This window comes from Cyanobium sp. Cruz-8D1 (assembly GCF_024345975.1).
Classification (GTDB): Bacteria; Cyanobacteriota; Cyanobacteriia; order PCC-6307; family Cyanobiaceae; genus Cyanobium.
In genome coordinates this window covers 59,100-83,456 of record NZ_JAGQCD010000003.1, presented here as the reverse complement: position 1 = coordinate 83,456, position 24,357 = coordinate 59,100, and the positions used below count along the sequence as shown (strand labels likewise).

Here is a 24,357-nt window from a genome sequence, read left to right as displayed (position 1 = left end):
GAATAGCACGTGCAACCGCCATAAATTAGGCAACGGCCGCGTCCCGGTGGGAGCCTCCGGCACATTCGCAACAATTTGGCGGATCAGGGCTGGCGCCCTGGCCCGAGCCGGCCCCGGTGCGGCACGCTCGCCGTCTCCAGCACCGCGTTGAGGCTGGGAGCCAGGCTCACCAGACCGAAGCGCTCGGGTGGGCTCACCGGCTGGTGCACGAAGTGACGCTGCTGGATCGAGAAGCGGTCCCAGGCATTCACCTCGATGCGCAGCAGCTTGATCAGCCCCTCAATCAGCCAGCCGCGCAGATCGATGCCCAGCGGCGGCACCCACACCCGCCGCCAGCGGCACAGGGTGGCCACGGCGCCATTGATCGTGATCGGCGCCTGGCCCAGCACCAGCCGCCGCACCGGCCCCTGGCCCGGCTCCGGGTTGGGGCCATGGGGGGTGGTGGCCAGGTGGGCGCAGACCGTGGCGATGTCGGCGGCATGGATGAAGTGGAAGCTGGCATCCGTGCGCAGCCAGCGGGCCAGCCACAGCCAGCCGAAGGCCTCCTTCAGCCCGGCCGTGAGGTAGCTGGTGGGGTGGGGATCGGCCGTGCCCACCGAGCCGCCGAACACCAGCGTCGGGAACACCGCCACGATCCTGGGAGCCAGGGGATGGCGCTCCAGGTCCTGCAGGCAGGTGGCCTTGGTCTGGATGTACTCGGTGCCGTAGGCCATCGCTTCGGGCAGCAGCTCCAACTGCCGGTCGAGGATGCTGGCGGTGGAGAAGTAGATCACCTGCTGCAACCGCTCCGGATCGGTGAGCCGCAGCAGTTCCTTCACGGCCACCACGTTCACCGCCTGGGCCCGCTCCGGGTCGCCCCAGGCGGTGGCCGTGTGGATGATCCGGTCGGCGCTGGCGATCGCCGCGGCGTGGGGGCCCAGCTCGCGCAGATCACCCACCAGCAGGGTGATGCGCGGGTGGTCGGCGGGCACGGCGCTGAGCTTGGCGGGATCCCGCAGCAGCAGCAGCAGCTGGGCGTCGCTGTTGGCCAGCAGGTTTTCGGCGATGTACTGGCCGACGCAACCGCTGGCCCCGGTGATCAGGATCCGCTGCGGCCCGGAGGTGGCGGGGCTCAAACAGCGGCCCCCAGCAGCTCCGTCACGGCCTTGCCGGTCTCGAAGAAGACGCGGGCGTTGTCCTCCGGGGTGCCGGGCAGGATGCCGTGGCCCAGGTTGAGGATGTGACGGCGGCCGCGGGCCTTGCGCACCGTGTCGAGGATCCGCGCCCGGATCGCCTCGGGGGTACCGAACAGCAGGCCGGGATCGACGTTGCCCTGCACGCCCAGGTGCTGGGGCAGGCGGGCGCAGCCATCGGCCATGTCCACGGTCCAGTCGAGCGAGATGAAGTCGACGCCGGTGGTGGCCATGCGCTCCAGCACGCCGGCGCTGCCGGAGATGTAGAGGATCAGGGGCGTGTCGGGGTGGGTGGCCTTCACCTGGTCGATCACCCGCTTCTGGTACGGGGCGGCGAAGACGTCGTAGTCGATCGGGCTCAGCTGACCGGCCCAGGAATCGAACAGCTGCACCACCTGGGCGCCGCTGTCGATCTGGTAACGAACGTAGGTGGCGATCGAATCGGCCAGGTGACCCAGCAGCTGGTGCAGCAGGGCGGGCTCCTGGAAGGCCATCGCCTTGATCACCGAATACGTCTTGGAGCTCTTGCCCTCCACCGCATAGGCGGCCAGGGTCCAGGGGGCGCCCACGAAGCCCAGCACCGCCGCCTGGTTACCCACGTCGGCCCGCAGCCGGCTCAGCACCTCGCCCACGAAGGGCAGCGCTTCGGCCGGATTTAGGGGGCGCAGGGCGTCCACCTGGGCCTGGCTGCGGATGGCGGGCTCGATGATCGGCCCCTTGCTCTCGATGATGTCGAAGTCGATGCCGAGGCCCGGCAGGGGCGTGAGGATGTCGGAGAACAGGATCACGCCGTCGGGACGGAAGGCGTCGAACGGCTGCATCGAGATCTCGTAGGAGAGATCGGGGTTCTCCGAGCGTTCGCGAAAGCCGGGGTGGCGGTCGCGCAGGTCGCGGTAGACCTTCATGTAGCGGCCCGCCTGGCGCATCATCCAGACCGGTGGCCGCTCCACCTGCTCCCCTCGGGCGGCGCGCAGCAGCAGGGGGGCGGATTCAGTCATCGAGCCGGCCAGAAGGTCAACCGCGAAACCTAAACCAGCACCCCCGGGCCCTGGCCGCTCCTGTCACCTGTCGTGGCATGGGCCCCCGCCCGGCCATCGTCGGGCTGGAGCTGCTGCAGCAGGCGGAGGAAGTCCTGCTCCTGGCCCAGCAGCCGGGCTTCTTCCAGGGCGCTGGGCAGCAGGGCCGCCAGGTCAGGGCTGAGGCCCGTCGGCCCTGGGGGCTCCTGCTGGCTGCGGGCCAGGGCCCGGAAGCGGCGTAACGCCGACACAGGCCGTACAAGCAGGCAGACGATCAGGGCCAGAGCGGAGCCCATCAGATAGTCGAGCCAGCGGCTTGGCACATACCAGTCGGTGAGGACGCCGTAGCCCACGAAGGTGACCCCGCTCGAGATCAGGGCGGTGCGCAGGTGGGGCAGCAGGCCAAGCAGCAGCAACAGCGCCGTGGTGCCACCCATCACGATCGCCACCGTCACCGGATCGACCCCCAGGGTGTTGAACACCAGCCAGGGCATCAGCACCCCCAGGCTGACCCCCACCATGCGATCGCGCACCCGTCCCAGGGTGGCGCCCAGGCTGTCGTTGAGCAGCAGCACCACCCCGAAATAGAGGTACTTGGGTGTCACGGCACCGACGCCGAGGCCGATGCTCAGGGCCAGCATCGACACCACCAGCTTGCGCCAGAAGAAGGGATCGGCGAAGCGCTGGCCGAGCCCCCGTGGGGGCAGGTCTTGCTCCGGCTCCGGTGCGCTGTCCAGCCCCTCCCCGGGCAGCCGCAGCCCCGCCTGCAGCCCCGTCGCCGCCGCCATGCCGATGGTCACCGCCAGCAGCTGCTTCCAGGCGACCAACCAGGTGGCGTCGACACTCAGCAGCGGCAGCACCGCCAGCACCGCCAGCAGGTTGCGCACCATCAGCAGCCGGTCGGGCAGGGCCTGACCCAGGAGCTGGGCGCAGGCGGTGACCACCGCGAACTGCCACACCTGGGGGGCCTGCAGCAGCGGCCGCAGGCCGGTGCCCAGCCCCAGGCCGACGGCCACCACCAGGGGAAGCAGCAGGAACACCGGCGCCGGCCAGCGGTCGAAGCGGGGACGCACCATCAGGGCGGCGATCACGACGCCGTAGGGCGTCGCCCCCCCCAGGCCGAAGCTCCGGCAGATCGACCAGGTGAGGCCCGAGGCCAGGGCGATGCAGAGCACCAGCCGCAGCGACCGGTGCCATGGTGCCGCCGTCTCCTTGGCCAAAGGGGTCAAGACCGGGGGCGGGCCAGGCCCTGGATCAACCCCATCACCAGGCTGATCAGCAGCAGCGCAAGCCAGAACCAGAGCCTGGGCGGGTCGCTGCGCAGGCACAGAAGCAGCAGCGCCAGGCTGAGCCAGGGCAGGGGCTGGCGCCAGGGGGCCAGCAGGGTGCGGCGATCGATCATGGGCGCAGCCCCGCCAGCCAGCGCCAGAAGGGCGCCACGTAGCTGACCAGGCTGCGCCGCTCCACCTCGGCCTCCACCTCGGCGGGGGTGCGGGTGGGCAGGGGGCCGGCCGGACCGTGGCCGCGGCTCCAGCGCAGTCCTGATGGGGTGGCTGCGCCCTCCAGTTCCACCACCGCCAGCACCAGCGGGGCACCCGTGCGCCCCGGCAGCTGGGCCGTGAGGTCGCCGCCGTCGCCATAGGAGCGCTCCCGGGCGCTGGCCATCAGGTTCAGGGCTTCCTCCCGGCTGCCGACCCGGGCCGCCACCTCTTCGGCGCTGACACTTTCGCGGGAGAGGCTCAGCAGCCGGCCGGCCACCAGGCCGTAGCGCTGCTCGGCGCTGCCGAAGCTGTCGCGGCTGAGCAGCTGGGGATTGAGTTGCACCTCCTCGCCCACCCGCAGGCGCGTGGCGTCGGCGGCGGTGAACAGCACCACCGCCTCCCGGCCCGGGCGCAGATTGGCCAGGGCGACACTTCCCAGCCGCTGGCCAGGCAGCACCGGCTGGCCGGCCAGCACCGCCAGGTCGAGCACCTGGCCCGCCACGGGGCTGAACACGTCCTGGGCCAGCTCGGCGCTGAGCAGTGAGGCCCTCTCGGCCGCCAGCAGGGCGGCCTCGGCCTGCAGCGCGGCCCGACGGACGCGCAGGTCGGCCTGCAGGGCCTCCACCGACGAGATCTCAGCCCGGTTGCGCAGCCACAGGTCCTGGGCGCCGACCCACAGCGGGCTGTAGCGGGCGATCACATCGTCCTTGCGCAGGCTCTCCAGGGCACTCAGCTGGCTTCGCACCGGACGGTTGGTGGCCTCGATCTGCTCGCGGCGGGTCTGCAGGGCCCGCTGGTGGTCGTCGAGGGCGAGGCTCTGCACCTTCAGCACCGCCTGGCGCTGGGCCACGGCCACCAGCCGGGCTGTGGTGGCCTGGGGGCTGCCCTCCGGCCCGGCCCCCGCCCCGGGAGCGCTCTGGCCCACCTGACTCAGGGTAAGCAGCAGCTGGCCCGCCCGCACCTGATCGCCCACGGCCACTTTGAGGTCCTGGACCTCGCCGGGGCCGCGGGCATAGAAGCCGCGGCGGGCATCGGGCGGTGCCATCACCCCCATGCCGCGCACGATCACCGGAATGGCTGGGGTGAGTGCCCAGACGCCGGTGGCGGCGGCCACCAGCAGGGTGGGCAGGATGGCGTAGATCCGGCCGAGCGTGGCAGGGGCCATGGCGGGCCGGAGAGGGCCGCAACGGGCCTGAATGACTCAAAGCGTAGAGGAAGAGCGCGCCGCGCTTGAGCTACTTTTGGCGCCACCGTGCGCTCCCGCTTTGAAGGCCTTTCGCCTGTCCCGAAGTGCAGGCGCGATCGGCAGGGTCCGGCCCCTGGCCGCGCTGGTGGCCATGGCGGTGCTGGCTTCCCCGGCGAAGGCCCAGGTCCTCAGCCTGGAGCAAGTGCTGCAGCAGGCGCTGCCCAGCTCCCTGCGGCTGGAACGGGCCCGCCGTCAGCTGCAGCGTGACGGAGCACTGGTGCAGCTGAACCAGGCCCTGCTGCTGCCGCGCCTGAGCCTGGTGGGCCTCGCTAGCTACACCGGTGTGAACACTTCGGCGGGGCTGGTCACCAACCTCCCCACCCTCGGCGACCTCAGCTTTTCGTTGCAGCCGAACGGTTACGCCGAGCTGCGCAACAGCTTCGCCAACGTGGGGCTGCTGGTCGATGCCGACCTGCTGCCCCTCGGCCGCCTGGCCCTGCTGCGGGCCAGCCGCGAACAGCAGCGCAGCGGCGAAGCCACCCTGCAGGAAAGCGAGCGGCAGGCCCGCTTCGAGCTGGTGAACGGCTACCGCCAACTGCAGCTCAGCCAGGCCCTGGTGCCGGTGTGGGCCCAGGCCCTGGAGGGCTCCACGGCCCTGGAGCGCACCGTGGCCAGTTTTCTGAACAAGGGGCTGGCGGCCCGGCTCGATCTGGAGCGGGCCCGGGCCCTGCGCGCCGCCGACCAGATGGGACTGGAGCAGACCCAGGCCCGGCTGCTGACGGACCGGGAGGGTCTGGCCGCCCTGATGGGTCTGGCCAGCGGCAGCAACCTGCGCGCCGCCGATCCGATCCGCGAACAACCGCCCTGGCCCCTGGATCTGGCGGCCACCGTGGAGGCGTCCCTGCGGCAACGGCCGCTGCTGGAGGCCCTGCGCCGCCAGCAGCAGGCCCATGCCCAGGAGGCCCGGGCGGCGCGGGCCACCCTGATGCCCTCCCTGGCCCTGGTCGCTGGGGTCGGCTACAGCGGCAACCGCCTGGCGGTGCCGGTGCTGCGGCAGGGCGGAACGCTGCGGGGGGCGTCGGAGCTGCCCTTGCCGGACTTGAACCAGAACGGTTCGGCCAGCGGCAGCTTCAGCAACTGGGGTGCGGCCCTGCTGCTGCGCCAGCCGCTCTGGGATGGCGGCAGGGCGGTGGCGACGGCAAGGCTCGCCGAGCGCCAGGCCGACCTGCTGGCCGCCGATGCGGACCTGGCCCGCCAGCGGATCCGCCAGGACGTGAGCCGGGCCTGGAGCGACCTGCGCAGCTCCGCGGCGGCGATCGCGGCAGCCCAGGAGGCGGTGCGGGCCGGCGAACGGGCCCTGCGGGATGCCCAGCTGCGCTACCGCGCCCTGGTGGATCCGCTCACCGAAGTGCTGCTGGTGCAGCGGGACCTCCAGGCCAGCCGCGCCACCCTGCTCACCAGCCTCACCCGCCAGGCCCTGGACCGCTCCGTGCTGGAGCTGGAGACCGGGCTGGTCGATCCGACGGCCGGAGTGGCCGCCGCCGCCGCCGCCGCCGTGCCATCGATGGCTGACGGACGCTGAACCGCTGGGCGCGACGGTGTCATCGCTGTCGCCTCGAGGGAGGGTCGATGGGCCCGAACCTGCTGATCAGGACCCCAAGCACCACGGAGGTGTACAGGAGGCCCAGTACCGCCAGGGCCACGGCGGCCAGGCGGGCAGCGGGTCTCACCGGTGTGAGGTCCCCATACCCGAGGGTGGTAAGGCTGACGAAGGAGAAGTAATGGAGTCGCTGAACGGTCTGCTCCCAATCGACCCCGCCGATGTCCTTGGTTCCCTGTGGCAACACCAGGGTCAGGCCGTTGATGTTGTCGCGAAAGCTGCCGGGCTGGAGGCTCTCCAGCAGCACCAGCAGCAGGCCCCCGCCCAGACCCAGGAGCAGATAGCCGGCGGTGGCCCCGGCCAGTACAGCGCCGTCCACCCGCTCCTCGGCGGCAAGGCAGTGGATCAGCCGCCGCAGGCAGAGGCCGAGGAACAGGGTGTAGAGCACCAGCAGGGCGGGACCGACCAGGTGCAGCAGATCAGGACGCAGCAGCCAGAGGGCCTGCGCCGCCATACAGGTCAGACCCACAGGGCGATGCAGCCGCCAAACACTCTGGGAATCGCCCAGGCTCTCGATCGGTGGCTGGCGGAAGGTCAGTACGGCGGTGAGATACAGATACCCCAGCCAGGGCAGCCTCGCCAGGGGGTCCGAGAATAGAAAACCGGCGATCACCAGCAAGGTGGTGATCAGCAGATGGCCGTAGAAGCCTCGGCGGTGGCGGGATCCAGGTCTCAGGACTCGCCGGGCTGGGGCCTGGCAAGGCTGCGGGATTCGTCCAGCCGGAACACCACCACGCTCAAAGGAGGCAGGCAGAGCTCCAGGGAGTTCTCGTAGTCGTGGATGGCCCAGGCATCGGTGAAGCGGCCGCCCAGGTTGCCGAGGTTGCTGCCGCCGTAGCGGCTGCTGTCGGTGTTGAACACCTCCGCATAGAAGCCCTCCAGAGGCACACCCACCCGGTAGTGGGAATGGCTCTGGGGGGTGAAGTTGGCCACCACCAACACCCAGCGCCCGCTGCCGCTGTCGCGGCGCATGAAGCTGATCACCGAATGGCGGTTGTCGTTGCAGTCGATCCACTGGAAGCCGTACTGGTCGAAGTCATCGCCCCACAGCGCCGCCTCCGACTTGTAGAAGACGTTGAGGTCGTCCACCAGGTTGAGCAGTCCCTTGTGGGCGTCGTAATGCAGCAGTTCCCACTGCAGATCACCCCAGACGTTCCATTCGGCCCGCTGGCCGAACTCCATGCCCATGAAGATCGTCTTCTTGCCCGGGTGGGTCCACATGTAGGCGAGCAGGGCGCGCACATTGGCGAACTTCTGCCAGTCGTCCCCTGGCATCTTGTGCAGCAGGCTGCTCTTACCGTGCACCACTTCATCGTGGCTCAGAGCCAGCATGAAGTTCTCGGTGAAGGCATACCAGATTGAGAAGGTGACGTGGTTCTGGTGGAACTGGCGGAACCAGGGATCCAGCTCGAAGTAATCGAGCATGTCGTGCATCCAGCCCATGTTCCACTTGAGGTTGAACCCCAGGCCGCCCATGTCGGTGGGCTGGGTCACCATCGGCCAGGTGGTGGATTCCTCGGCGATCGAAAGGGCGCCGGGGAAGTGCTGGAACAGCACATGGTTGGCCTGCTGCAGGAAGCGCACCGCTTCGAGATTTTCACGCCCGCCCTGTTCATTGGGCAGCCATTCCCCATCCGGACGCAGGTAGTCGCGGTAAAGCATCGAGGCCACCGCATCCACCCGGATGCCATCGATGTGAAACTGTTCAAACCAGTAGATGAGGTTGGCGACGAGGAAGTTGCGCACCTCGTTGCGGCTGTAATTGAAGATCAGCGTGCCCCACTCCTTGTGCTCGCCGATGCGGGGGTCGGCATGCTCGTAGAGGTGGGCGCCATCGAAGAAGGCCAGGCCGTGGCTGTCCTTGGGGAAGTGGCCGGGCACCCAGTCGAGGATCACACCGAGGCCCTCGGCGTGGCAGCGGTCGACGAAGGCGCGGAACTCGTCCGGGCTGCCGAAGCGGCTGGTGGGGGCGTACCAGCCCGTGACCTGATAGCCCCAGGAGCCATCGAAGGGATGCTCCGAGATCGGCATCAGCTCGATGTGGGTGAAGCCCCGCTCCTTCACATAGGGGATCACCTTGTCGGCCAGCTCCGGGTAGGTCATCAGCCTGGCCCCCGGTTTCATGTCGGCGGCGGGCACGGGCGGCCGGGCGCTGCCGTCGGCTTCGATGAAGGGCTGGTCGGCGGCGGCATGCATCCAGCTGCCCAGGTGCATCTCGTACACCGCGATCGGCTGGGGCAGCGGATCGCGGCCATCCCGCTCCGCGATCCAGGCGCTGTCGTTCCACTGGTAGGTGTCCAGCTTGGCCACGATCGAGCCGGTGTTCGGCCGGATCTCATGGCGGAAGCCGTAGGGGTCGGCCTTCTGATAGCAGTGGCCGTTCTGGGCCCTCACCTCGTATTTGTAGGTTTCGCCGACATCCAGCCCAGGGATGAACAGTTCCCAGGCGCCCCCGAGTCGCTGCTGCATGGGGTGATGGCGGCCATCCCAGCCGTTGAAATGGCCCAGCAGGGCCACGCTGCGGGCATTCGGCGCCCACAGACAGAACTGAACTCCGGCGATGCCGTCCCGTTCGACGACATGGGCCCCCATGCGCTGCCAGACGTGATGGTGGTTGCCCTCGGCGAACAGGTGACGGTCGAGATCCCCCATCCACTCGTGGCGGAAGGCCCAGGGGTCGTGTTGCGCGTGCTCGATGCCGCCCCGTTGCACCTGCAGGCGATAACCGCAGCCGGGATCGGCCTCCAAGCGGGTTTCGAAGATCCAGGGGTGGTGGGGGTTGGCCATCGCCAGCCGCTCGCCCCCGACCAGCAGCTCCACCGACTGGGCGTCGGGCATCCAGGCCCGCACTACCCAGCCACCGCCATCCAGAGGCTGCGGTCCGAGCACGGAGAAGGGATGGTCGTGGCGACATTCCGCCAGCCGATGGGCATCATCGACCATCCATTCGAGGCTGGAAAGGGCCATGGAAGATGGGGCGGACATGCGCCGGGAGCTTACGTCGGTGGGCGTGCGTCCCTCAGCGCGGCGGCGAGGGAGGGGCGGGATCGGTGGGGAAATCCACGCCGATGATCCGGTTCTCGGCGTCCAGCGTGACGAACAGGTTGTCGGTGAGGCGGTTGAACTCGGTGTTGACGATCACCAGGCGCATGTCCGGGGTGCTCTCGGCTCGATGGATGCGCTTCACCCGCACGAAGTTACCGGTGATGCGCTGCAGGTTGAACCATTTCTGCTGCAACTGGGCCTGGGAAATCTGCTCCTGCATCACCGGGGACAGGAAGCTGCTGGCGGAGATGAAGTGACCAGCCGAGAGGGCGCTGATGAAGTCGCGAACCACCTTTTCGGCGGGTTGGTCGGTGACATCGAAGTGATACCCATCGATCTTGCCGTCGGCGTCGATCACCATCAGCAGATCGCGCTGGCCGGCGCTGGTGACCAGGGTGGCCTCCACCGTGCTCGAGTCGTAGCCGGGCTGGATGCTGCGGATGGTCCAGCGCAGCAGCTTGGGCTGGGTCTGCATCGTGGCGGCCACCATGCTGGGGCTGCTGACGCGCTGCAGGGCCGGCGAGAACTGGTTGAAGCGCGCCTGGGCATCGCCGTTGCGGATCGTGGCCAGGATCCTTTCGGCGGCCGCGCGGGCCTTGGCTTCGCTCAGCGCGGCGCTCGGCTGGCCGGTGCTGGTGGGAATCGGCACGGCCTGGGCCCAGGCCCCCCGTGGCGCCAGCACCGCCAGGCTGCTCACGAGCAGCGTCAGGCCGATCAGGGCTCGGCGCGGTTGGGGGCGCGGCATGGGCGACGGGGTTCAAGTCGGCTCAGTTTGCCCGAATCAGGGGCTCCAGGCCCAGCCGGCTGCCGTCGAGCTCCAGCGTCAGGCTGATCACCCGGTGCTCAGCGCTGCTGCCACCCGCCGGCAGGCTGCCGTCACCGGGATTGACGGCGATCAGCGGCCAGGCCGCCGCCGCCAGGGACAGCCGCAGCCGCTGACCGGCGGCCACCAGGGTCGCCAGGGGCTGCAGGGCCAGGCTGCGGGGGCCCGTGGCGGCGGCCTCCGCGGGGCCGAAGCGGGCCACGCCGGTGCTCAGTTGGCGCACAAATTGGCCGTCCGGGCTCACCTCGGAGAGGGCGGCGCAGAGATCGAAGCTGGGCTGGTCGGCGCTCACCCCAAGCTGCAGGCGAAAGGTGCCGAGCAGCCAGAGATCGTGCTCCAAAGCGGCGCTGCTGAAGCAGGCCACATCGGCGCGACGATCCAGGTCGGCGCGCTGCACCGGTCCGGGCACCAGGCCGAGATGGCCGCCCCGGCCAGGCACCGGCCGCCAGGGGTCGTGCACCAGCACCACCTGCCCGTGACCCGCCGGGGACGCTGGCGCCGGGTCCATTTTGGGCCGCAGTTCGCCTTCATCGCAGCGGATCGCCGCCAGACCGTCCGAATGCAGCGACCAGCTGAGGGCCCCCCCCTCCAGCTCGCTGGGGTGGCCCGCGCTGTGCCAGGTGCCGGTGGCGCTGCACTGCAGGCGGATGGGGCCCTCGGGTGCCGGTGGGCTGGGGGCAGCAACTGTTGCCTCCTGCAGATGGCGTTGGAAGAAGGTCAGCAGCGCGCTGTCGAGGCCGCCGTTCCAGTCGAGGTGGCTCCAGGCGCCGATCACGAGCCCGGGGCGGCCGCCGGCGACGTGGGCCCGGGCCCAGAGATCGAGAACGCCGTTCAGGTGCGGGTCGTGCCAGCCGCCGATCAGCAGCATCGGGCGCCGCAGCAGCGCCGGCGCCACGGTGTGGACCGTCCAGCCCTCTGGGCCGGAGGGATCCTGCCGCAGCCAGCGCAGGCCCATGCCGCTGGGGTCGTGGCGCTCCAGCAGGGCCAGCCCCTCGTCAGTGAACTGGCCCAGCTCCAGGCTGCGGCGGATCTGCCGCCAGCCGGCCCCGTCACCGCGGCGCCGGCAACCCTCCGCCGCCAGCTGCAGGGCCCAGCCCAGCCCCAGGGCCCACCAGTGGGCGCCCCCCTCGCTGGCCCAGTGCAGACGTTCGTCGAGGCCGCACATGGCCGGGGCCAGACAGTCCGGCAGGGCGTCGCCACCGCCACTCTCGTCGTCGCCCCCGCTGTTGAGAAGCTGACTCAGACCCTGGTAGGAGAAGCCGTAGCTGCCCACCCGGCCGTTGCTTCCTTCCAGCGTCCGGGCCCAGCGGACCGTGGCGGCGCCATCGGCGGCTTCCTGGGCGAAGCCATCAAAGCGGCCATCGGACACACCCCGCCCGCGCACGTCCTGCACCACCACCAGGAACCCGTGGCCGGCATACCAGCTGGGATGGGCGTAGGTCACCGTGGAGGCGATCGCCCGGCCATAGGGCTGGCGCATCACCAGGACGGGCCAGGGGCCCTGCCCGTCGGGGTGCCACACACGGCTCACCAGCCGCGTCCGATCCGCCAGCAGCAGGGTGGCGTCCCGGGCCCAGACCACGGGGCTCAGAACACGGTGGAGCAGTGCAGGCCGATCACATAGGTGGCCAGCACTTCGGCATCCATGGGGCTCAGGCTGCGGCTGCTGGCCAGGCTGGAAATCGATGCCTTGGAGGTGGCCGAGACGCCCTGGGCGTTCAGCTGGCGGAACTGCTGGCAGAGGCTCTGGGCCAGGGCCGGGTTCTGCTTCACCGATTCCAGCAGGGCGGATTGGGCGCGCACCATGGGCGCCGCCACGGCGGTGAGGCAGGTGGCGCAGAGCAGGGCTGTGAGGCGCCTGCGAAAGGAGTGGTTCGTGGCCGTAGGGGGGGAAAGGCGGGTTTCCGGGGGCATCACTGCCTCCATCCGTTTTCTCCATTCCAGTCACCCCCGCCTGGGTGGCGCGGGCCTGTGGGTCAGTTCGGGGAGCGACCGGACGCCTGCTTGGCCTGGCGGATCCAGCGCAGCACCAGGGGCAGATCCACCGGCGCCACGGCGGCCCCGGTGAGTCGGCGCTGCAGCCGGCCCAGCTGCAGCAGCAACTGCTGGGGATCGGCATCGGCCAGGCCGGCGGGGCTGGCGATGCCTCCATGCAGCAACAGGGCCGCCTCCTCCGGGGCCAGCCCCACCGCGCTCACCAGCCGGGCCTGGCCCCGCAGGCGGATCAGCTTGGCCTCGCTGGCCTCCCCGGAGGCCGCCAGCTGCCGCAGTTGCCCGTCCTCCAGCGCCGCCAGGGCGTCCCAGCTCTCGATGCCATCCCGGCGCAGGCGCTGCTGCTCCCGCCGCATGTGGGCCGCTGGCTGGAAGGGGTGGGCCACTGGGGGTCAGACCGCGTCGTCAAGGCTGCTGGTCGCCTGCTCGCGGGTGGTTTCCGCCAGCACCACGGGCCGTGCCAGTCCTGGCTCGACGGCTTCGACGCGACGCAGCCGCACCCGGACCTGGCCGGCGCTGCCACCACGGCCGCTGCCCCGCAGGTTGCGCGCCACCTGCTCCACCGTGGGGGCCGCCGCGGCGCTCTCCAGATCGGCGGGTGCGGCGGCGATGACCAGATCGGTGCCGTTGTCGAACACGACGGGCACCTGGATCGCCCCCGGCACGCTCACCCGCGGGTTGTAGCTGATGGCAAAGGCCAGGCAGGAGAGCGAGAGCAGGGCCGTGAAGCTGGTGATCCCCACCAGACGGAAGCGGATCCCCCAGCGCGAAACGAATCCGGCGATGGTGAGCACCGCCAGCACGCCACTGGCGGCACCCAGCCAGGTGCCGGCCACGAGCAGGATCGGATCAGCGGCCATGGGGCTGGGGAAGGCGTGACAAGCCCCTTATATTGCGGCCGCCATGGACGGCGACCGACCCCGGTGGATGCGTTGGAAGCCTGACAACCCGTCTCCTTTGGTCCGCCGGCGCGCGTGGAAGGGGCTGCTTGCGGTTGGTTTGGCGGGGGCGAGTCTCGGTGTCGGAGTCTTCTGGTTCGACCGGATCGTCGCTGGCCTCTATGGCCGCTTCAGACCCACCCTGGAGCGCCAGATCGGCACGGCCATGGGCCGTCCCCTGGCCCTGGGTCCCTACCGGGGCCTGAGAGCCGATGGCTTCTGGATCGGCCCCAGCCGTTTCCTGCCCGGCCGTCAGGACAGCTCCACCGCGACAGCGGAGGCGGTGCGACTGCGCCTCGACCCGTGGGCCAGCCTGCGGCTGCGCGGGCCCGTGCTGGATCTGGGCCTCAATGGGGCCCGCGCTGACCTGCGCCGCAACGCCAGGGGGCAGTTCTGGGTGCTGGGGGTGGCTCCCCCCGGCCGCGAGCCACCACGGATCGACCTGCGCATCGGTCTGCTGCAGCCTGGCGCCGTGCGGGTCTGGGGCGCCGGAGCCACGGCCCGGCCCCTCGATCTGAGCCTCTCGGGCCAGGTGGCCGTGCGCCTGCACCGGCGCGAGATCGACCTGGGCCTGCGGCTGGCCCCCCCGGCCGGCGGCGGCTCGCTGCTGGTGGACGGCGGGGGGCAGTGGCAGACGCAGCAGTGGCTGGGCCGGCTGACGGCCCGCCGTTTTCCCCTGGCCCCGCTGCGGTCGCTGTTGCCCTCCGGCGACCGGGCCGGGGGAAGCCTCGACGGTGTGGCCGACGGCCGCCTGGGCCTGAAAATCAACGATGGTCTGGCCCGCTGCGACGGCGGCCTGGAGCTGCGGGACCTGCGCTGGCAGCTGCAGACCGGCTCGGTGCCGCTGACGGCGGAGCGGCTGCCCCTGAGCTGCCGCGACAGGGCCCTGGTGCTGCCCACCAGCCCCTGGCGCTACGGGACCTGGGGCGGCCGCCTGAACGCCAGGGCTGAGGCGGATCGCCGCCTGGACCTCCAGCTCGTCGTCCAGCCGCCGCCGCGCCATCCGCTGGGGCGCCAACCCCTGCAGGCCGATCTCAAGGGACGCTGGGGCGACGGACTGCTGCGCCTCACCCGGCTCGATGGCCGGCTGGGTCGCTCCACGCTCAGGGCCAGCGGCAGCGTCGGCCGTTCGCTGGCCCTGGACGCCCGCTGGAACCTGGATCCCGATGATGTCCCTGCCGCCGCCCAGCTGCTGGAGTGGCTGCGGCAGCCCCTCGCCGGCCGCCTGCGGGCCGATGGCCGACTGGTGGCACCGCGCCTGCGGCTGGAGACGGGCCAGGCGTCCCAGCGGCTCCTGGGGCCCTGGCAGGCGGCGCTGGTGTGGCGCGACAGTTTGCTGCGGCTGGAACGCTTCGAGGCCGACCGCCTCAAGGCCACCGCCCAGTTGCCCCTGTCCTTCCAGGCGGGCAAGGGTCTGGTGGCTGGTCCGTTGCTGGCCCGCGTCGATGTCCAGGACTACCCCCTGGCCCGCCTCAATCCGCTGCTCGGCACCACCTTGCAGGGGCAGCTGGATGGGGCGGGCAGCATCGCCGGTCCCCTGGCGGAACTGCGTCCCGACCTGCAGCTGCGCCTGGAGCAGCCCGGGGCGGGTCCCCTGCAGCTGCGGGAAACCTGGAGCGGCAGCCTCAAAGACCGTTCCCTGGATCTGACGGCGGTGGCGCCGACGCCGCAGGGACGGATCACGGCCCTGCTCGACCGGCGCTGGCAACCGGTGCGGGCCGCCATCGAACGGGACGGCGGCCTGCTGAGCCTCGACGGCCGGCCGGCGGGCTACCGCTGGGTGGCGCGCGCCTTCCCGTTGCGGGGCCTGTCGGTGGCCACCGGACCCAACCGCCGCCTGCGCCCCCTGGAGGGGGGCCTCAGCGGCCGTGGCCGGCTGGGGCTGCAGCCGCTCAGTTTTGACGGCCGGGTGGAGCTGCTCTCGCCCCAGTTCCTGGGGGTGGGGGGACGGCGCATCCAGGCCGATGTGGCCTACGACGACCGCCAGTACCGGGTGAACGGCCAGATCGAGCCCCTCGGCGAGGGCAGCATCGCCGCCACGGTCTCCGGGCGCTGGAACGGTCCGTTCCGGGCCCGCTTCGAGGCCCGCCAGCTCTCCACCCTGCTGTTCCGCCAGCTCAACGACGCCTGGCCGATCTGGCGTGGGGCGCCGGCACCGCAGCGCGGCCGGGCCAGCGACCTGGGCAGCCTGGTGATCGACACCATGGCCGGCACGGTCACCGACCAGCTGTTGGCCCTGGCCCAGGCGGAGCAGCGGGTCGCCGCCAGGGTGCAGGCGGCCAGCCGGGCCAGCCGGGCCGAACGGCTCGAGCGCCTGCAGGCCCGGATCGATGCCGATCTGCTGCTCAGCGGCCCGGACTTCGCCCGCACCAGGGCCGACCTCAAGGCGACCGGCCACCTCTGGTACAACCAGGGCGACCGGGCCCAGGCCCTCGCCGGCCAACCCTTTGAGGTTCGGCTGGAGGGCCCGCTCACGGGTGGCAGCGGCAGCTTCAGCCTCGCCGACCTGCCCCTCTCCCTGCTGGCCCTGCTCACCCCCCTGCCGGACAACCTGCGCGGCAGCCTCGACGCCAAGGGCCGCTACCGGCTGGGCGGCGCCCGCCCCGAGCTCAGCCTCGACCTGGCCTTGGTGGATGGCCGCCTCGGTGAGGAGGCCCTGGCGCTGGAGCGGGGGCGGGTGGAGCTGAAGGCCGAAGGGATCGGGCTGGATCTGGCCCTGCGGGCCGAGGGCGCCTCCCGCAGCGTCGACCTGTCGGGCACCATCCCGCTGGTGGCGTCCCAGCAGGGCCTCGAACTGCGCCTCGCCACCCGGGGCGATGGTCTGCGCTTCCTCACCCGTCTGGGGGGGCGGGCCTTCGCGTGGCAGGAGGGCGGCGCCGACCTGCAGCTGCTGGTGCGCGGCAGCCTCGACGATCCGATCGCCAACGGCTTCCTGCGCCTGCGGGAGCTCAGCTTCCGCTTCATCGGCCAGGAGGTGCGCGAGGTGGAAGCCACGATCCTGTTCGACTTCGAGCAGCTGGTGGTGCAGGAGTTCCGCGCCCGGGTGGGGTCGAAGGGTGTGGCCCGCGGCGACGGTCGTCTGGGGCTGTTCCGTCCCCTCGCCCAGGACAAGACCCTGGTGATGAAGCTGGAGCAGGTGCCCTTCTCGGTGCCGCGCCTGGTGGCGGTGGGGGATGGGCAGCTGCACCTGAGCGGCAGCCTGATGGCTCCCGTGATGGGCGGCGACGTGGCGATCAGCCGCGGCACGATCAACGTCCAGCCCGGAGAGCTGGCGGCCAGCGCGCCGGTGTCCGACCAGCCGGTGCAGCCACGCACCCTGCCCGAGCTGCTGGAGTCGAAGTGGAACTTCGACCAGCCGCTGGTGCTGCTCGGTCCCGATGTGGAGTCGACCACCGCCGAGGCCCTGCGCGCCTCGGTGCCCCGCTTCCCCTACCTGGCCTTCGAGGACCTGACCCTGCGGCTGGGTCCGGATCTGCGGGTGGTGATCCCCAACATCGCCAACTTCACCACGGCCGGCCGGCTGCGGATCAATGGCCGCCTGGATCCCTCCCTGCGGGCCTCCGGGGTGGTGCGGTTGCTGGGGGGACGGCTGAGCCTGTTCACCACCAGCTTCAGCCTCGATCCCGATGCCCCCAACGTGGCGATCTTCACCCCCTCCATGGGGCTGGTGCCCTACCTCGACATCGCCCTGCGCACCCGCATCTCCGACAGCCTCAGCGTGCTCTCCCCGTCCGGGGTGGGGGAGGTGGGCCCCTCGGTGCAGAACGCCCCCAACCAGGCTGGGCTCTCGGCCCTCAACCAGCTCAACCTCATCCTGGTCGTCGTGTCGGTGAGCGGTCCGGCCGACCGCATCGCCGAGACCCTCACGTTGCGCAGCAGCCCCCCCTTGCCGCAGGAGCGGCTCGTGGCCCTGATCGGCGGCAACTCCCTGGCCGGTCTGAGCGGCGGCGGGGCCGGGGCGGCCCTGGCCACGGTGGTGGGCCAGACCCTGCTGTCGCCGCTGCTGGCCTCGCTCAGCGACGCCTTCGGTCAGCGGGTGAGCCTGGCCCTCTACCCCACCTACGTGAACCAGTCGATCGACAGCGACCGGGAACGCACCAGCCGGCGGGTGCCGCCCCAGCTGGTGCTGGGCGCCGAGGTCGGCGTCGACATCACCAACCGCTTCAGCATGTCGGTGCTGGCGGCGCCGAACCGCTCCGATGTGCCCCCCCAGGTGACGCTCACCTACAAGGCCTCCGACACCTTCAACCTGCAGACCTCGGTCGACACCGAAGGGGCCTGGCAGTCGTTGCTGCAGGTGTTCCTGCGCTTCTGAGGCCGATGGACGCCCCGCTGATTAGGGTGCGCCAATGGCGTCGTCTCCCGCCCGACCTCCCGGTGAGGCCCAGCTGATCGGCATCGATCTGGGGGGCACGGCCATCAAGCTGGCCCGCTGCGATCAGCAGGGCAGCCTGCTTGCCGAGGCCGAGGTGCCCACCCCCCAGCCGGCGATGCCGGGGGCGGTGTGCGTGGCCCTGACCGAAGCCGTCGCGGCCATCGACCCTGACCGACTCGCCGGCCGGGTGGGCCTCGGTCTGCCGGGGCCCTGCGATGCGGCGGGCCGGGTGGCGCGGATTTCAATCAACCTGCCGCTCTGGCGGGATGTGCCCCTGGCCGCCTGGCTTGAAGCCGCGCTGGGGCGGCGGGTGATCCTGGGCAACGACGCCAACTGTGCCCTGCTCGGTGAGGCCTGGCAGGGGGCGGCCCGGGGTGTCGACAACGTGCTGCTGCTCACCCTCGGCACCGGTGTGGGTGGGGCGGTGCTGCTCGGCGGCCAGCTGTTCACCGGCCACGGCGGCGCGGCGGCCGAACCGGGCCTGATCGGTGTGGATCCCGATGGCCCCGACTGCCGCAGCGGCAACCGGGGCTCCCTGGAGCAGTTCTGCAGCCTCGGCGGCCTGGCCCGCCTCAGCCCGCTCGACCCGCTCGAACTCTGCCGCCGTGCCGATGCCGGCGACACCGAGGCCCTGGCTGTGTGGCAGGCCTATGGACGCCTGCTCGGGGTGGGGCTGAGTTCGCTGCTCTACGTGCTCACCCCGGAGCTGGTGCTGATCGGCGGCGGCCTCAGCGGCGCCAGCCACCATTTCTTGCCGGCGGTCTGGCGGCAGGTGGAGCAGCGGGTGCTGGAGGTGAGCCGGGAGGGTCTGGTGATCCGCCGCTGCGCCCTGGGCAATGGCGCCGGCCGGCTGGGGGCGGTGCGGCTGGCGCTGGATCGCTTGGGAGAATAAAAACCATGAGTCAGACCATCACCCCGCCCGCCAGCGTCGTGCCGGAGCCCGACCCCCAGCTGTTGCAGCGGGCCGCGGCGGTGCGCCGGGCCGCCATGGCCCTGGGCCAGTGCGGCGATGCCGAACGCCGCGCCGCCGTCGAGGCGATGGCCGACGCCCTGGAGGCGGCCAGCGTCGAGATCCTGGAGGCCAACCGCGCCGACCTGGCGGCCGCGGCTGCCGAGGGGCTGGCGCCAGCCCTGGTGGCCCGCCTCAAGCTGGATGGCGCCAAGCTGGCGGGCGCCATCGCCGGCGTACGACAGGTGGCGGCCCTGGAGGATCCGGTGGGCCGGCGCCAGCTGCACACGGAGCTGGATCAGGGGCTGGTGCTGGAGCGCCTGAGTGTGCCCCTGGGAGTGCTGGGGGTGATCTTCGAGGCCCGGCCCGATGCGGTGATGCAGATCGCCTCGCTGGCGATCCGCTCCGGCAATGGCGCCCTGCTCAAGGGGGGCCGGGAAGCCAGCCGCAGCTGCCAGGCGATCGTGGCGGCCCTGCAGCGGGGCCTGGCCGCCAGCGCCGTGGCCCCTGGCAGCCTGGAGCTGCTCACCAGCCGCGAAGAGAGCCTGGGGCTGCTGCGGCTCGATGGCCTGGTGGATCTGATCATTCCCCGGGGCTCCAACGCCCTGGTGCGTTTCATCCAGGACAACACCCGCATCCCCGTGCTCGGCCACGCCGACGGCATCTGCCATTTGTATGTGGATCGGGCCGCCGATCCGGCCCTGGCGCTGCGCATCGCCCTCGACAGCAAGATCCAGTACCCGGCGGCCTGCAACGCCATCGAGACCCTGCTGCTGCACCAGGCCATCGCACCAGCGTTTCTGACGGCGGCGCTGCCGGCCTTCGCGGCGGCGGCGGTGCAGCTGCGGGGCGATGCCGCCGCCTGCGCCCTGGGGGTGGAGCAGGCGGCCGGGCCGGGCGCCTGGGACACGGAGTATTCGGATCTGATCCTCAACGTCAAGGTGGTGGAGGATCTCGAAGCGGCCCTGGAGCACGTGCGCCGCCACGGCTCCCGCCACACCGACGCGATCGCCACCGCCGATCCAGCCGCCGCCGACCGTTTCCTGCGGGCCGTGGACAGCGCCGGGGTGTTCCTCAACTGCTCCACTCGCTTCGCCGACGGCAACCGCTACGGCTTCGGCGCCGAGGTGGGCATCAGCACCCAGACCCTGCCGCCTCGGGGGCCGGTGGGGCTCGAGGGGCTGGTCACCTACCGCTACCGCCTGCGCGGCGAGGGCCACATCGCCGCTGACTACGCCGAAGGCCGGCGGAAGTTCAGCCATCGCCCCCTGCCCCTGTGAACGAGGCGATCCATGTGCGCGGCCTGCGCCTCTGGGCCCACGTGGGCGTGTACGAGCAGGAACGGCTGCACGGCCAGTGGTTCGAGCTGGCCTTCTCCCTGGGGGCGGATCTGGGTGCGGTGGCTCGCAGCGACGACCTCAGCCAAGGCTTCGACTACGGCCGCGGCATCGCGGCGCTGCAGCAGCAGGCCCGCACCCTCCGCTGCCTCACCCTGGAGCACTACAGCGAGCGCATCCTCGATGCCCTGGAAGCCTGCTACGGGCCGATCCCCCTGGCGCTGGAACTCAGCAAGTGCCAGGTGCCGGTTCCCGGCTTCGACGGCAGCGTGGCCGTGAGCCGGCGGCGGCGCTGGGGTAGCCCGTAACGGGAGCTGGTTCTGGGAGCCGGGGCTCTTCCGGCGATGGCCCGAGGACGCAGTGGAGAGGCTCCCGGCATGGCATCCGCCGCCACGGAAAGGGTCATCAGCGCCGGGTTGTCCCACGACAGAGCTCTTGCCGGTCGGACCATGCCGTTACGCCTTGTTAAGGAACCCCTGAAAAACCCGCTAAAATCAATCCAGATCCAAGACTGAGACTGGAACGGATGGCCGACCCCCTCCAGCTGGGCTTTTCGGACTACGAGCAGATCTACGCCAAAAAGCGAACGCGTCGCCAGCGCTTCTTGGATGAGATGGAGATCACGGTTCCTTGGGAAGCGTTTCTGGCCTTGATCAAGCCCGTGTATCACAAGCCGTCCAGCAAGGGAGGTCGCCCGTCGATTCCTTTGGAGGTGATGCTGCGGATCCACCTGCTACAGCAATGGTTCACGCTTTCAGACCCCCTGATGGAGGAGATGCTGATCGATACGCCCTGCTTCCGCCGCTTCGCCGGAATCGAAACGATGGATGGCCGGATCCCTGATGAGACCACGATCCTCAACTTCCGCCATCTGCTGGAAGAGCACCGGATCGCGGAGCAGATCCTTGAGGGTGTGAACCAGATGCTGAGCGACAGGGGAGTAATGCTGCGGGAAGGCACGATCCTTGATGCCACGATCATCAATGCCCCCAGTTCCACCAAGAACAAGCGCAAGGAGAGGGATCCTGAAATGCATTCGGTCGCCAAGGGCAAGCAGTGGTTTTTTGGGATGCGTTGCCACATCGGCGTTGATGCCGCATCTGGCTTGGTCCACTCCGTGGTGAGCACCGCGGCTAACGTGCATGAGCTGAATACAGCAGCTGAGCGGCTCCATGGGGATGAGAGCCTCATCTACGGCGATGCTGGCCACATCGGCATCGAGAAACGAAACGAGTTCCAAGACTGCCAAGCAGAGCTCAGGATTGCCATGAAGCCCGGCCAACGCAGAGTGCTTCCAGAGACACCAGAGGGCAGGCTTCTGGATCTGATTGAGACGGCGAAAGCCCACTTCCGCGCCAAAGTGGAGCATCCCTTTCGGATCATCAAATGTCAGTTCGGATTCCGGAAGGTCTTCTACCGAGGTATCCGCAAGAACGATCTCAAGCTGAAGTTGCTCTTTGCCCTGGCCAATCTCTGGATGGTACGGGAACGACTACCTGATCCAGCGTGATACAAGGGCTTAGTGTGTCAAAAGATCGATAATCATCCAGACATCAAGCAAAACGCATGGTAGAAATTGCCCGAACGTCGCTGCAGGGACTGCTGTGAGCGAAAACCGGGCAAAATCTGCTCATTGTCGTCTCATTGAGGAGAATGAGACTAGATTCTAAGAGCTAAGCCGTCTTGATCAGAGGTTCCTTAAGGCTTTGTAGGCACTGTCTTTCATTCTTGTCTAAGAGTTTGCGGAAAAACCGTCTAAGCAGTCGTGTTTTCCCATCTCCGAGCTGATTTCTCAGTGATATGGTCAGATGGGTCCAGTTCAAGCGCTCAGACAGCCCGATTTCGCCCCCTTTTGACTGTTTTGGCAGCCCGGCTGCTGCCGTTTGCGCACGCTTTGGGCATCTTGTGGTTCATGCCGCCGCCATGGTGGGCCTGAGCAAGTTGCCCAGGCGGATCAGGTTGTAGGCGATCACATGCAGGCCGAATACAGCACTGACGTTCTCGGTGCCGCGCAGTTTGAACTGGCGCAGTCCGCCGAACGCCTACTCCTCCTCTTCGAGAAGGCTTCGCCTACTTGTGCCACGAGTCAAATGTTCTTTATGAGCACTGACGCAACTACATCGAGGATGGGAGTGTGGCCTCCCGGAGCCGGCCTGCAGGGGCAGGCTCCAAACCACCCCATGCTGCTGTGGTTAAGAGCTGCGGTAGTGAGCGATGGGGAAAAGGCGGCCTCGAGCCGTCAGGTGAGTGATGGGAAGATGAGCAACAGATACCAGGCGGGGATACGAATCCCACGCCGCATCCGCACGTCGGGGATCGCCTTGAGGAAGCTGATCAGATCGAGATCGGTTGCAGCAGAGCCGGTTTCGCGCACAGAGAAGGAGCAAGCCCGCTCAGCGAACCCAACGCTGGCAGCTCAGGCCAGCGCGCTTGTGACACACTTTGAATCAGCCCTGGGGTAAGTTCCCTGAGCCGTGAGGCGGCCTGACCAGCGTCTGCAGCCATCGCAACATTCCGTTGTTGTCGTTGACAGCCCAATGAGGGCCCTGTTCACAGGTGAAGCGGCAGCAGTTGCGCAGGTGCACCTCCAAGGAGTGCCCCATGCTCAGCGCCACACTTGCGGCGTTCTTCACCCCCAGCTGGTGGCATCCAGGCTGTTGCTATGGCGGAACGGGTACAACACTGCGCGCTCTGCTCATTCCGCCAGGCACTTGCGCAGTTCCACCCAGCCCTGCAGGCGCTAGAGGTCGGTGCCGATCGCAGCGGCTGCTCCAGGCCCGCTGCCCAGGGGCGGAACCTCGATCGGGCTGATGGCCCAGCCGGCTCGGCCAGCAGCCGCAGCCCTGCTTCGACCGTGCCCTACAAGGATTAAGGCCAAAATATAGCCGACCCAGGTCGTGATCGAGGCCACCTGCTGGCGTCCCCCAGTCGAATGGCCGGCGAGACCTGCGCACCAGCAATGACCACGGCCCAGCCAGAGGCCGGTCGTGGTTCGATCCGTCAACCTCAGGCCCAGCTCCCAGGCTTCGCCATGTGTGATAGAGGGCACAGGATGCGAACTAACCGCGCCCCAAATGACTAGGTTCCGACCGATCAGGAACGTTCGCGCAGCCTCACAGCAATTTGAGGCCGGAGACCAGACATCAGGCCTGGCCTCAATTTTGGCCACCAGCCGGGTTGCTGGTCGGTGAATTAGGATTTGTCTACCGGGGCGTGGCGCAGCTTGGTAGCGCGGGTGCTTTGGGAGCACTAGGTCGCAGGTTCGAATCCTGTCGCCCCGACTAGTCACAGCAAGGGTTCTCGGCGATGCCGGGAACCCTTTTTTCTTGGCTGCAAGAGAAAGTGCAAGAGAAAGGCGCTCCAGGCCTGGCATCTCGTGCCGGCGTGAGTCCCTCTTGCGCAGCGGTCGAGCGCCCGCCTGCGCAGCGGACCCTGGGTTGGATCCCCAGCAGTCCTGGTCGATCTCTTGCAATCTCTTGCACGCCAACCCGTCAGCTCCACCCCTGATCTGTGCACGAGGCTCCAGCCCTCTTCATTGGCCCAGCAGGGGGGGGTGCAGTTTTGCCCTGATGAAAAAGTGGATTGAGAGTGAGGCTTCAACATCTGAAAGTTCGTGGCCACACGGCTCATCGTTTCTGACAACCGCGACGACCCAGGCAACCCGTTGGTGCTCGACGGCGACGCGATCGATGCCGCAGCCCAGGATCCGCTGGCGATCGGAAAGCTCATGGTTGATCAGGTCTGGGCAGAGGGGACCGACCCCACCGGCGGGGGCTTGTACTACGAGCGCAACAGCAACCACCACCGACGACTCCAGGCCTTTGAGACGGGCGGCGAGGACTTCATGACCGGCGGCTGGGTGCGGGTGCTGGCCAGCGCCGAGCAGGTGCGCAAGGAACAGGCCGGGATGGAGCAGGCCGCCAAAGCGGGCCTGGTCAGGATTCACGGCACCCACCGGGGCGTGCTGCTGGTGGAGTTCCTGGACGTTCCCTGGGGCTGAGCAACCGCCGCAGGACTCCAGTCGGCGACGGCCGTCCTTCAGCGTGCCACGGCTGCGCCGTGGCGTGCATCGGCCAGCCGCCGCCGCCCTCCGCTCCGGGGCCGGTGTGGGGGTGGCGGGCAGGTCTGTCCTCCCGCGGCTGCGGTGGCCGGGCACTTGCCCGCCTCGATGGGGCTGGGGTGAAGCCGCAGGTTGCCTCGCGCGGCTGCGCGGCCGGCCGCGCATTCAGGGCTGAATCTGACGGGTCTGCTTATCAGATTTCCGATCCATCAGCGCATGGCGTTGCTTTGCGCAGATCCATTGCCCCACAAGCGCTCTGCCTGCTGCTTAGTGCGTTTGTACTGGTAGAATAAGAGCTGCGCCAAAGGCCACGAGCCCATCGC

Annotated in this window: 20 protein-coding genes, 1 tRNA gene and 1 pseudogene; 8 read left to right on the top strand and 14 right to left on the bottom strand. The window is 69.5% G+C overall.

Annotated elements, in window-relative coordinates; translation table 11 throughout:
• Window positions 1-83: 83 nt before the first annotated feature.
• The 5 genes from KBZ33_RS03120 to KBZ33_RS03100 are packed head-to-tail and all read right to left on the bottom strand — an operon-like array spanning window position 84 to window position 4,834.
• Window positions 84-1,115 (bottom strand): NAD(P)-dependent oxidoreductase, encoded by a 1,032-nt coding sequence (locus KBZ33_RS03120; protein ID WP_254950462.1) that lies wholly within the window; start codon window positions 1,113-1,115, stop codon window positions 84-86.
• The gene (gene hemE, locus KBZ33_RS03115) at window positions 1,112-2,170 is read right to left on the bottom strand and encodes a uroporphyrinogen decarboxylase (RefSeq protein WP_254950464.1); all 1,059 of its coding nucleotides are present in this window, start codon (window positions 2,168-2,170) and stop codon (window positions 1,112-1,114) included. Before hemE ends, KBZ33_RS03120 begins: the two co-directional genes overlap by 4 nt.
• 29 nt (window positions 2,171-2,199) lie before the next feature.
• Window positions 2,200-3,417: an FUSC family protein gene (locus KBZ33_RS03110; protein ID WP_254950466.1), complete on the bottom strand. Its 1,218-nt coding sequence runs from the start codon at window positions 3,415-3,417 to the stop codon at window positions 2,200-2,202.
• Window positions 3,414-3,590: a hypothetical protein gene (locus KBZ33_RS03105; protein WP_254950467.1), complete on the bottom strand. Its 177-nt coding sequence runs from the start codon at window positions 3,588-3,590 to the stop codon at window positions 3,414-3,416. Before KBZ33_RS03105 ends, KBZ33_RS03110 begins: the two co-directional genes overlap by 4 nt.
• Window positions 3,587-4,834, bottom strand: coding sequence for a hypothetical protein (locus tag KBZ33_RS03100; RefSeq protein ID WP_254950469.1), 1,248 nt, complete (start codon window positions 4,832-4,834; stop codon window positions 3,587-3,589). Before KBZ33_RS03100 ends, KBZ33_RS03105 begins: the two co-directional genes overlap by 4 nt.
• 100 nt (window positions 4,835-4,934) lie before the next feature.
• Between KBZ33_RS03100 and KBZ33_RS03095 the strand changes: the two genes are divergently transcribed.
• Window positions 4,935-6,437 carry a TolC family protein gene (locus tag KBZ33_RS03095; RefSeq protein ID WP_254950470.1) on the top strand — a complete coding sequence of 501 codons (1,503 nt, stop codon included), beginning with the start codon at window positions 4,935-4,937 and terminating at the stop codon, window positions 6,435-6,437.
• A 19-nt stretch (window positions 6,438-6,456) separates the two neighbouring features.
• Here KBZ33_RS03095 and KBZ33_RS03090 read toward each other — a convergent pair whose 3' ends face one another.
• From KBZ33_RS03090 to KBZ33_RS03060, 7 genes are all read right to left on the bottom strand, one after another.
• On the bottom strand, window positions 6,457-7,128 hold the full coding sequence (locus tag KBZ33_RS03090) for an ion channel (RefSeq protein ID WP_254950627.1): 672 nt from the start codon (window positions 7,126-7,128) through the stop codon (window positions 6,457-6,459).
• A gap of 59 nt (window positions 7,129-7,187) precedes the next feature.
• Window positions 7,188-9,482, bottom strand: a complete 2,295-nt coding sequence (gene glgB, locus KBZ33_RS03085) for a 1,4-alpha-glucan branching protein GlgB (RefSeq protein WP_254950472.1) — start codon at window positions 9,480-9,482, stop codon at window positions 7,188-7,190.
• A gap of 52 nt (window positions 9,483-9,534) precedes the next feature.
• Window positions 9,535-10,305: a DUF3887 domain-containing protein gene (locus tag KBZ33_RS03080; protein ID WP_254950473.1), complete on the bottom strand. Its 771-nt coding sequence runs from the start codon at window positions 10,303-10,305 to the stop codon at window positions 9,535-9,537.
• 22 nt (window positions 10,306-10,327) lie between these two features.
• On the bottom strand, window positions 10,328-11,965 hold the full coding sequence (locus tag KBZ33_RS03075) for a CocE/NonD family hydrolase (protein ID WP_254950476.1): 1,638 nt from the start codon (window positions 11,963-11,965) through the stop codon (window positions 10,328-10,330).
• A 5-nt stretch (window positions 11,966-11,970) separates the two neighbouring features.
• Window positions 11,971-12,297, bottom strand: a complete 327-nt coding sequence (locus KBZ33_RS03070) for a hypothetical protein (protein ID WP_315859123.1) — start codon at window positions 12,295-12,297, stop codon at window positions 11,971-11,973.
• A 62-nt stretch (window positions 12,298-12,359) separates the two neighbouring features.
• Complete coding sequence (locus KBZ33_RS03065) at window positions 12,360-12,761, bottom strand: DUF4332 domain-containing protein (RefSeq protein WP_254950478.1); 402 nt, start codon at window positions 12,759-12,761, stop codon at window positions 12,360-12,362.
• Window positions 12,762-12,767: 6 nt separating this feature from the next.
• The gene (locus KBZ33_RS03060) at window positions 12,768-13,235 is read right to left on the bottom strand and encodes a DUF2518 family protein (protein WP_254950480.1); all 468 of its coding nucleotides are present in this window, start codon (window positions 13,233-13,235) and stop codon (window positions 12,768-12,770) included.
• Between the two features lie 139 nt (window positions 13,236-13,374).
• Here KBZ33_RS03060 and KBZ33_RS03055 point away from each other — a divergent pair, with 139 nt between their 5' ends.
• The 5 genes from KBZ33_RS03055 to KBZ33_RS03035 all read left to right on the top strand — a co-directional run bounded on the left by KBZ33_RS03055 (window position 13,375) and on the right by KBZ33_RS03035 (window position 21,484).
• Entirely contained in the window at window positions 13,375-17,628 is a 4,254-nt protein-coding gene (locus KBZ33_RS03055; RefSeq protein ID WP_254950482.1) for a translocation/assembly module TamB domain-containing protein, read from the top strand.
• Window positions 17,629-17,662: 34 nt separating this feature from the next.
• Window positions 17,663-18,580: an ROK family protein gene (locus KBZ33_RS03050; protein ID WP_254950483.1), complete on the top strand. Its 918-nt coding sequence runs from the start codon at window positions 17,663-17,665 to the stop codon at window positions 18,578-18,580.
• Window positions 18,581-18,585: 5 nt separating this feature from the next.
• On the top strand, window positions 18,586-19,917 hold the full coding sequence (locus tag KBZ33_RS03045; RefSeq protein WP_254950484.1) for a glutamate-5-semialdehyde dehydrogenase: 1,332 nt from the start codon (window positions 18,586-18,588) through the stop codon (window positions 19,915-19,917).
• Entirely contained in the window at window positions 19,914-20,282 is a 369-nt protein-coding gene (locus KBZ33_RS03040) for a dihydroneopterin aldolase (RefSeq protein ID WP_254950486.1), read from the top strand. Before KBZ33_RS03045 ends, KBZ33_RS03040 begins: the two co-directional genes overlap by 4 nt.
• Before the next feature lie 218 nt (window positions 20,283-20,500).
• A complete protein-coding gene (locus KBZ33_RS03035; RefSeq protein WP_254950487.1) occupies window positions 20,501-21,484 on the top strand; it encodes an IS5 family transposase in 984 nt (327 codons plus the stop codon).
• A 400-nt stretch (window positions 21,485-21,884) separates the two neighbouring features.
• Here the strand turns inward: KBZ33_RS03035 and KBZ33_RS03030 are convergent.
• A pseudogene (locus KBZ33_RS03030) lies at window positions 21,885-22,013 on the bottom strand (IS5/IS1182 family transposase); the annotation flags it as partial.
• A gap of 200 nt (window positions 22,014-22,213) precedes the next feature.
• Window positions 22,214-22,348, bottom strand: a complete 135-nt coding sequence (locus tag KBZ33_RS03025) for a hypothetical protein (RefSeq protein ID WP_254950488.1) — start codon at window positions 22,346-22,348, stop codon at window positions 22,214-22,216.
• A gap of 833 nt (window positions 22,349-23,181) precedes the next feature.
• On the opposite strand from KBZ33_RS03025, the gene KBZ33_RS03020 reads away from it, so the two are divergent.
• Together KBZ33_RS03020 and KBZ33_RS03015 are read left to right on the top strand one after the other, a co-directional pair.
• Window positions 23,182-23,255, top strand: a tRNA-Pro gene (locus KBZ33_RS03020).
• Between the two features lie 332 nt (window positions 23,256-23,587).
• Window positions 23,588-23,974: a hypothetical protein gene (locus tag KBZ33_RS03015; protein WP_254950490.1), complete on the top strand. Its 387-nt coding sequence runs from the start codon at window positions 23,588-23,590 to the stop codon at window positions 23,972-23,974.
• The last annotated feature ends 383 nt before the right edge of the window (window positions 23,975-24,357 follow it).

Bases quoted from the DNA above. Each gene is read 5' to 3' on its own strand.
- hemE (WP_254950464.1), bottom strand. From the start codon at position 2,170: ATGACTGAATCCGCCCCCCTGCTGCTGCGCGCCGCCCGAGGGGAGCAG.
- KBZ33_RS03105 (WP_254950467.1), bottom strand. From the start codon at position 3,590: ATGATCGATCGCCGCACCCTGCTGGCCCCCTGGCGCCAGCCCCTGCCC.
- KBZ33_RS03100 (WP_254950469.1), bottom strand. From the start codon at position 4,834: ATGGCCCCTGCCACGCTCGGCCGGATCTACGCCATCCTGCCCACCCTG.
- glgB (WP_254950472.1), bottom strand. From the start codon at position 9,482: ATGGCCCTTTCCAGCCTCGAATGGATGGTCGATGATGCCCATCGGCTG.
- KBZ33_RS03080 (WP_254950473.1), bottom strand. From the start codon at position 10,305: ATGCCGCGCCCCCAACCGCGCCGAGCCCTGATCGGCCTGACGCTGCTC.
- KBZ33_RS03070 (WP_315859123.1), bottom strand. From the start codon at position 12,297: ATGCCCCCGGAAACCCGCCTTTCCCCCCCTACGGCCACGAACCACTCC.
- KBZ33_RS03060 (WP_254950480.1), bottom strand. From the start codon at position 13,235: ATGGCCGCTGATCCGATCCTGCTCGTGGCCGGCACCTGGCTGGGTGCC.
- KBZ33_RS03050 (WP_254950483.1), top strand. From the start codon at position 17,663: ATGGCGTCGTCTCCCGCCCGACCTCCCGGTGAGGCCCAGCTGATCGGC.
- KBZ33_RS03045 (WP_254950484.1), top strand. From the start codon at position 18,586: ATGAGTCAGACCATCACCCCGCCCGCCAGCGTCGTGCCGGAGCCCGAC.
- KBZ33_RS03035 (WP_254950487.1), top strand. From the start codon at position 20,501: ATGGCCGACCCCCTCCAGCTGGGCTTTTCGGACTACGAGCAGATCTAC.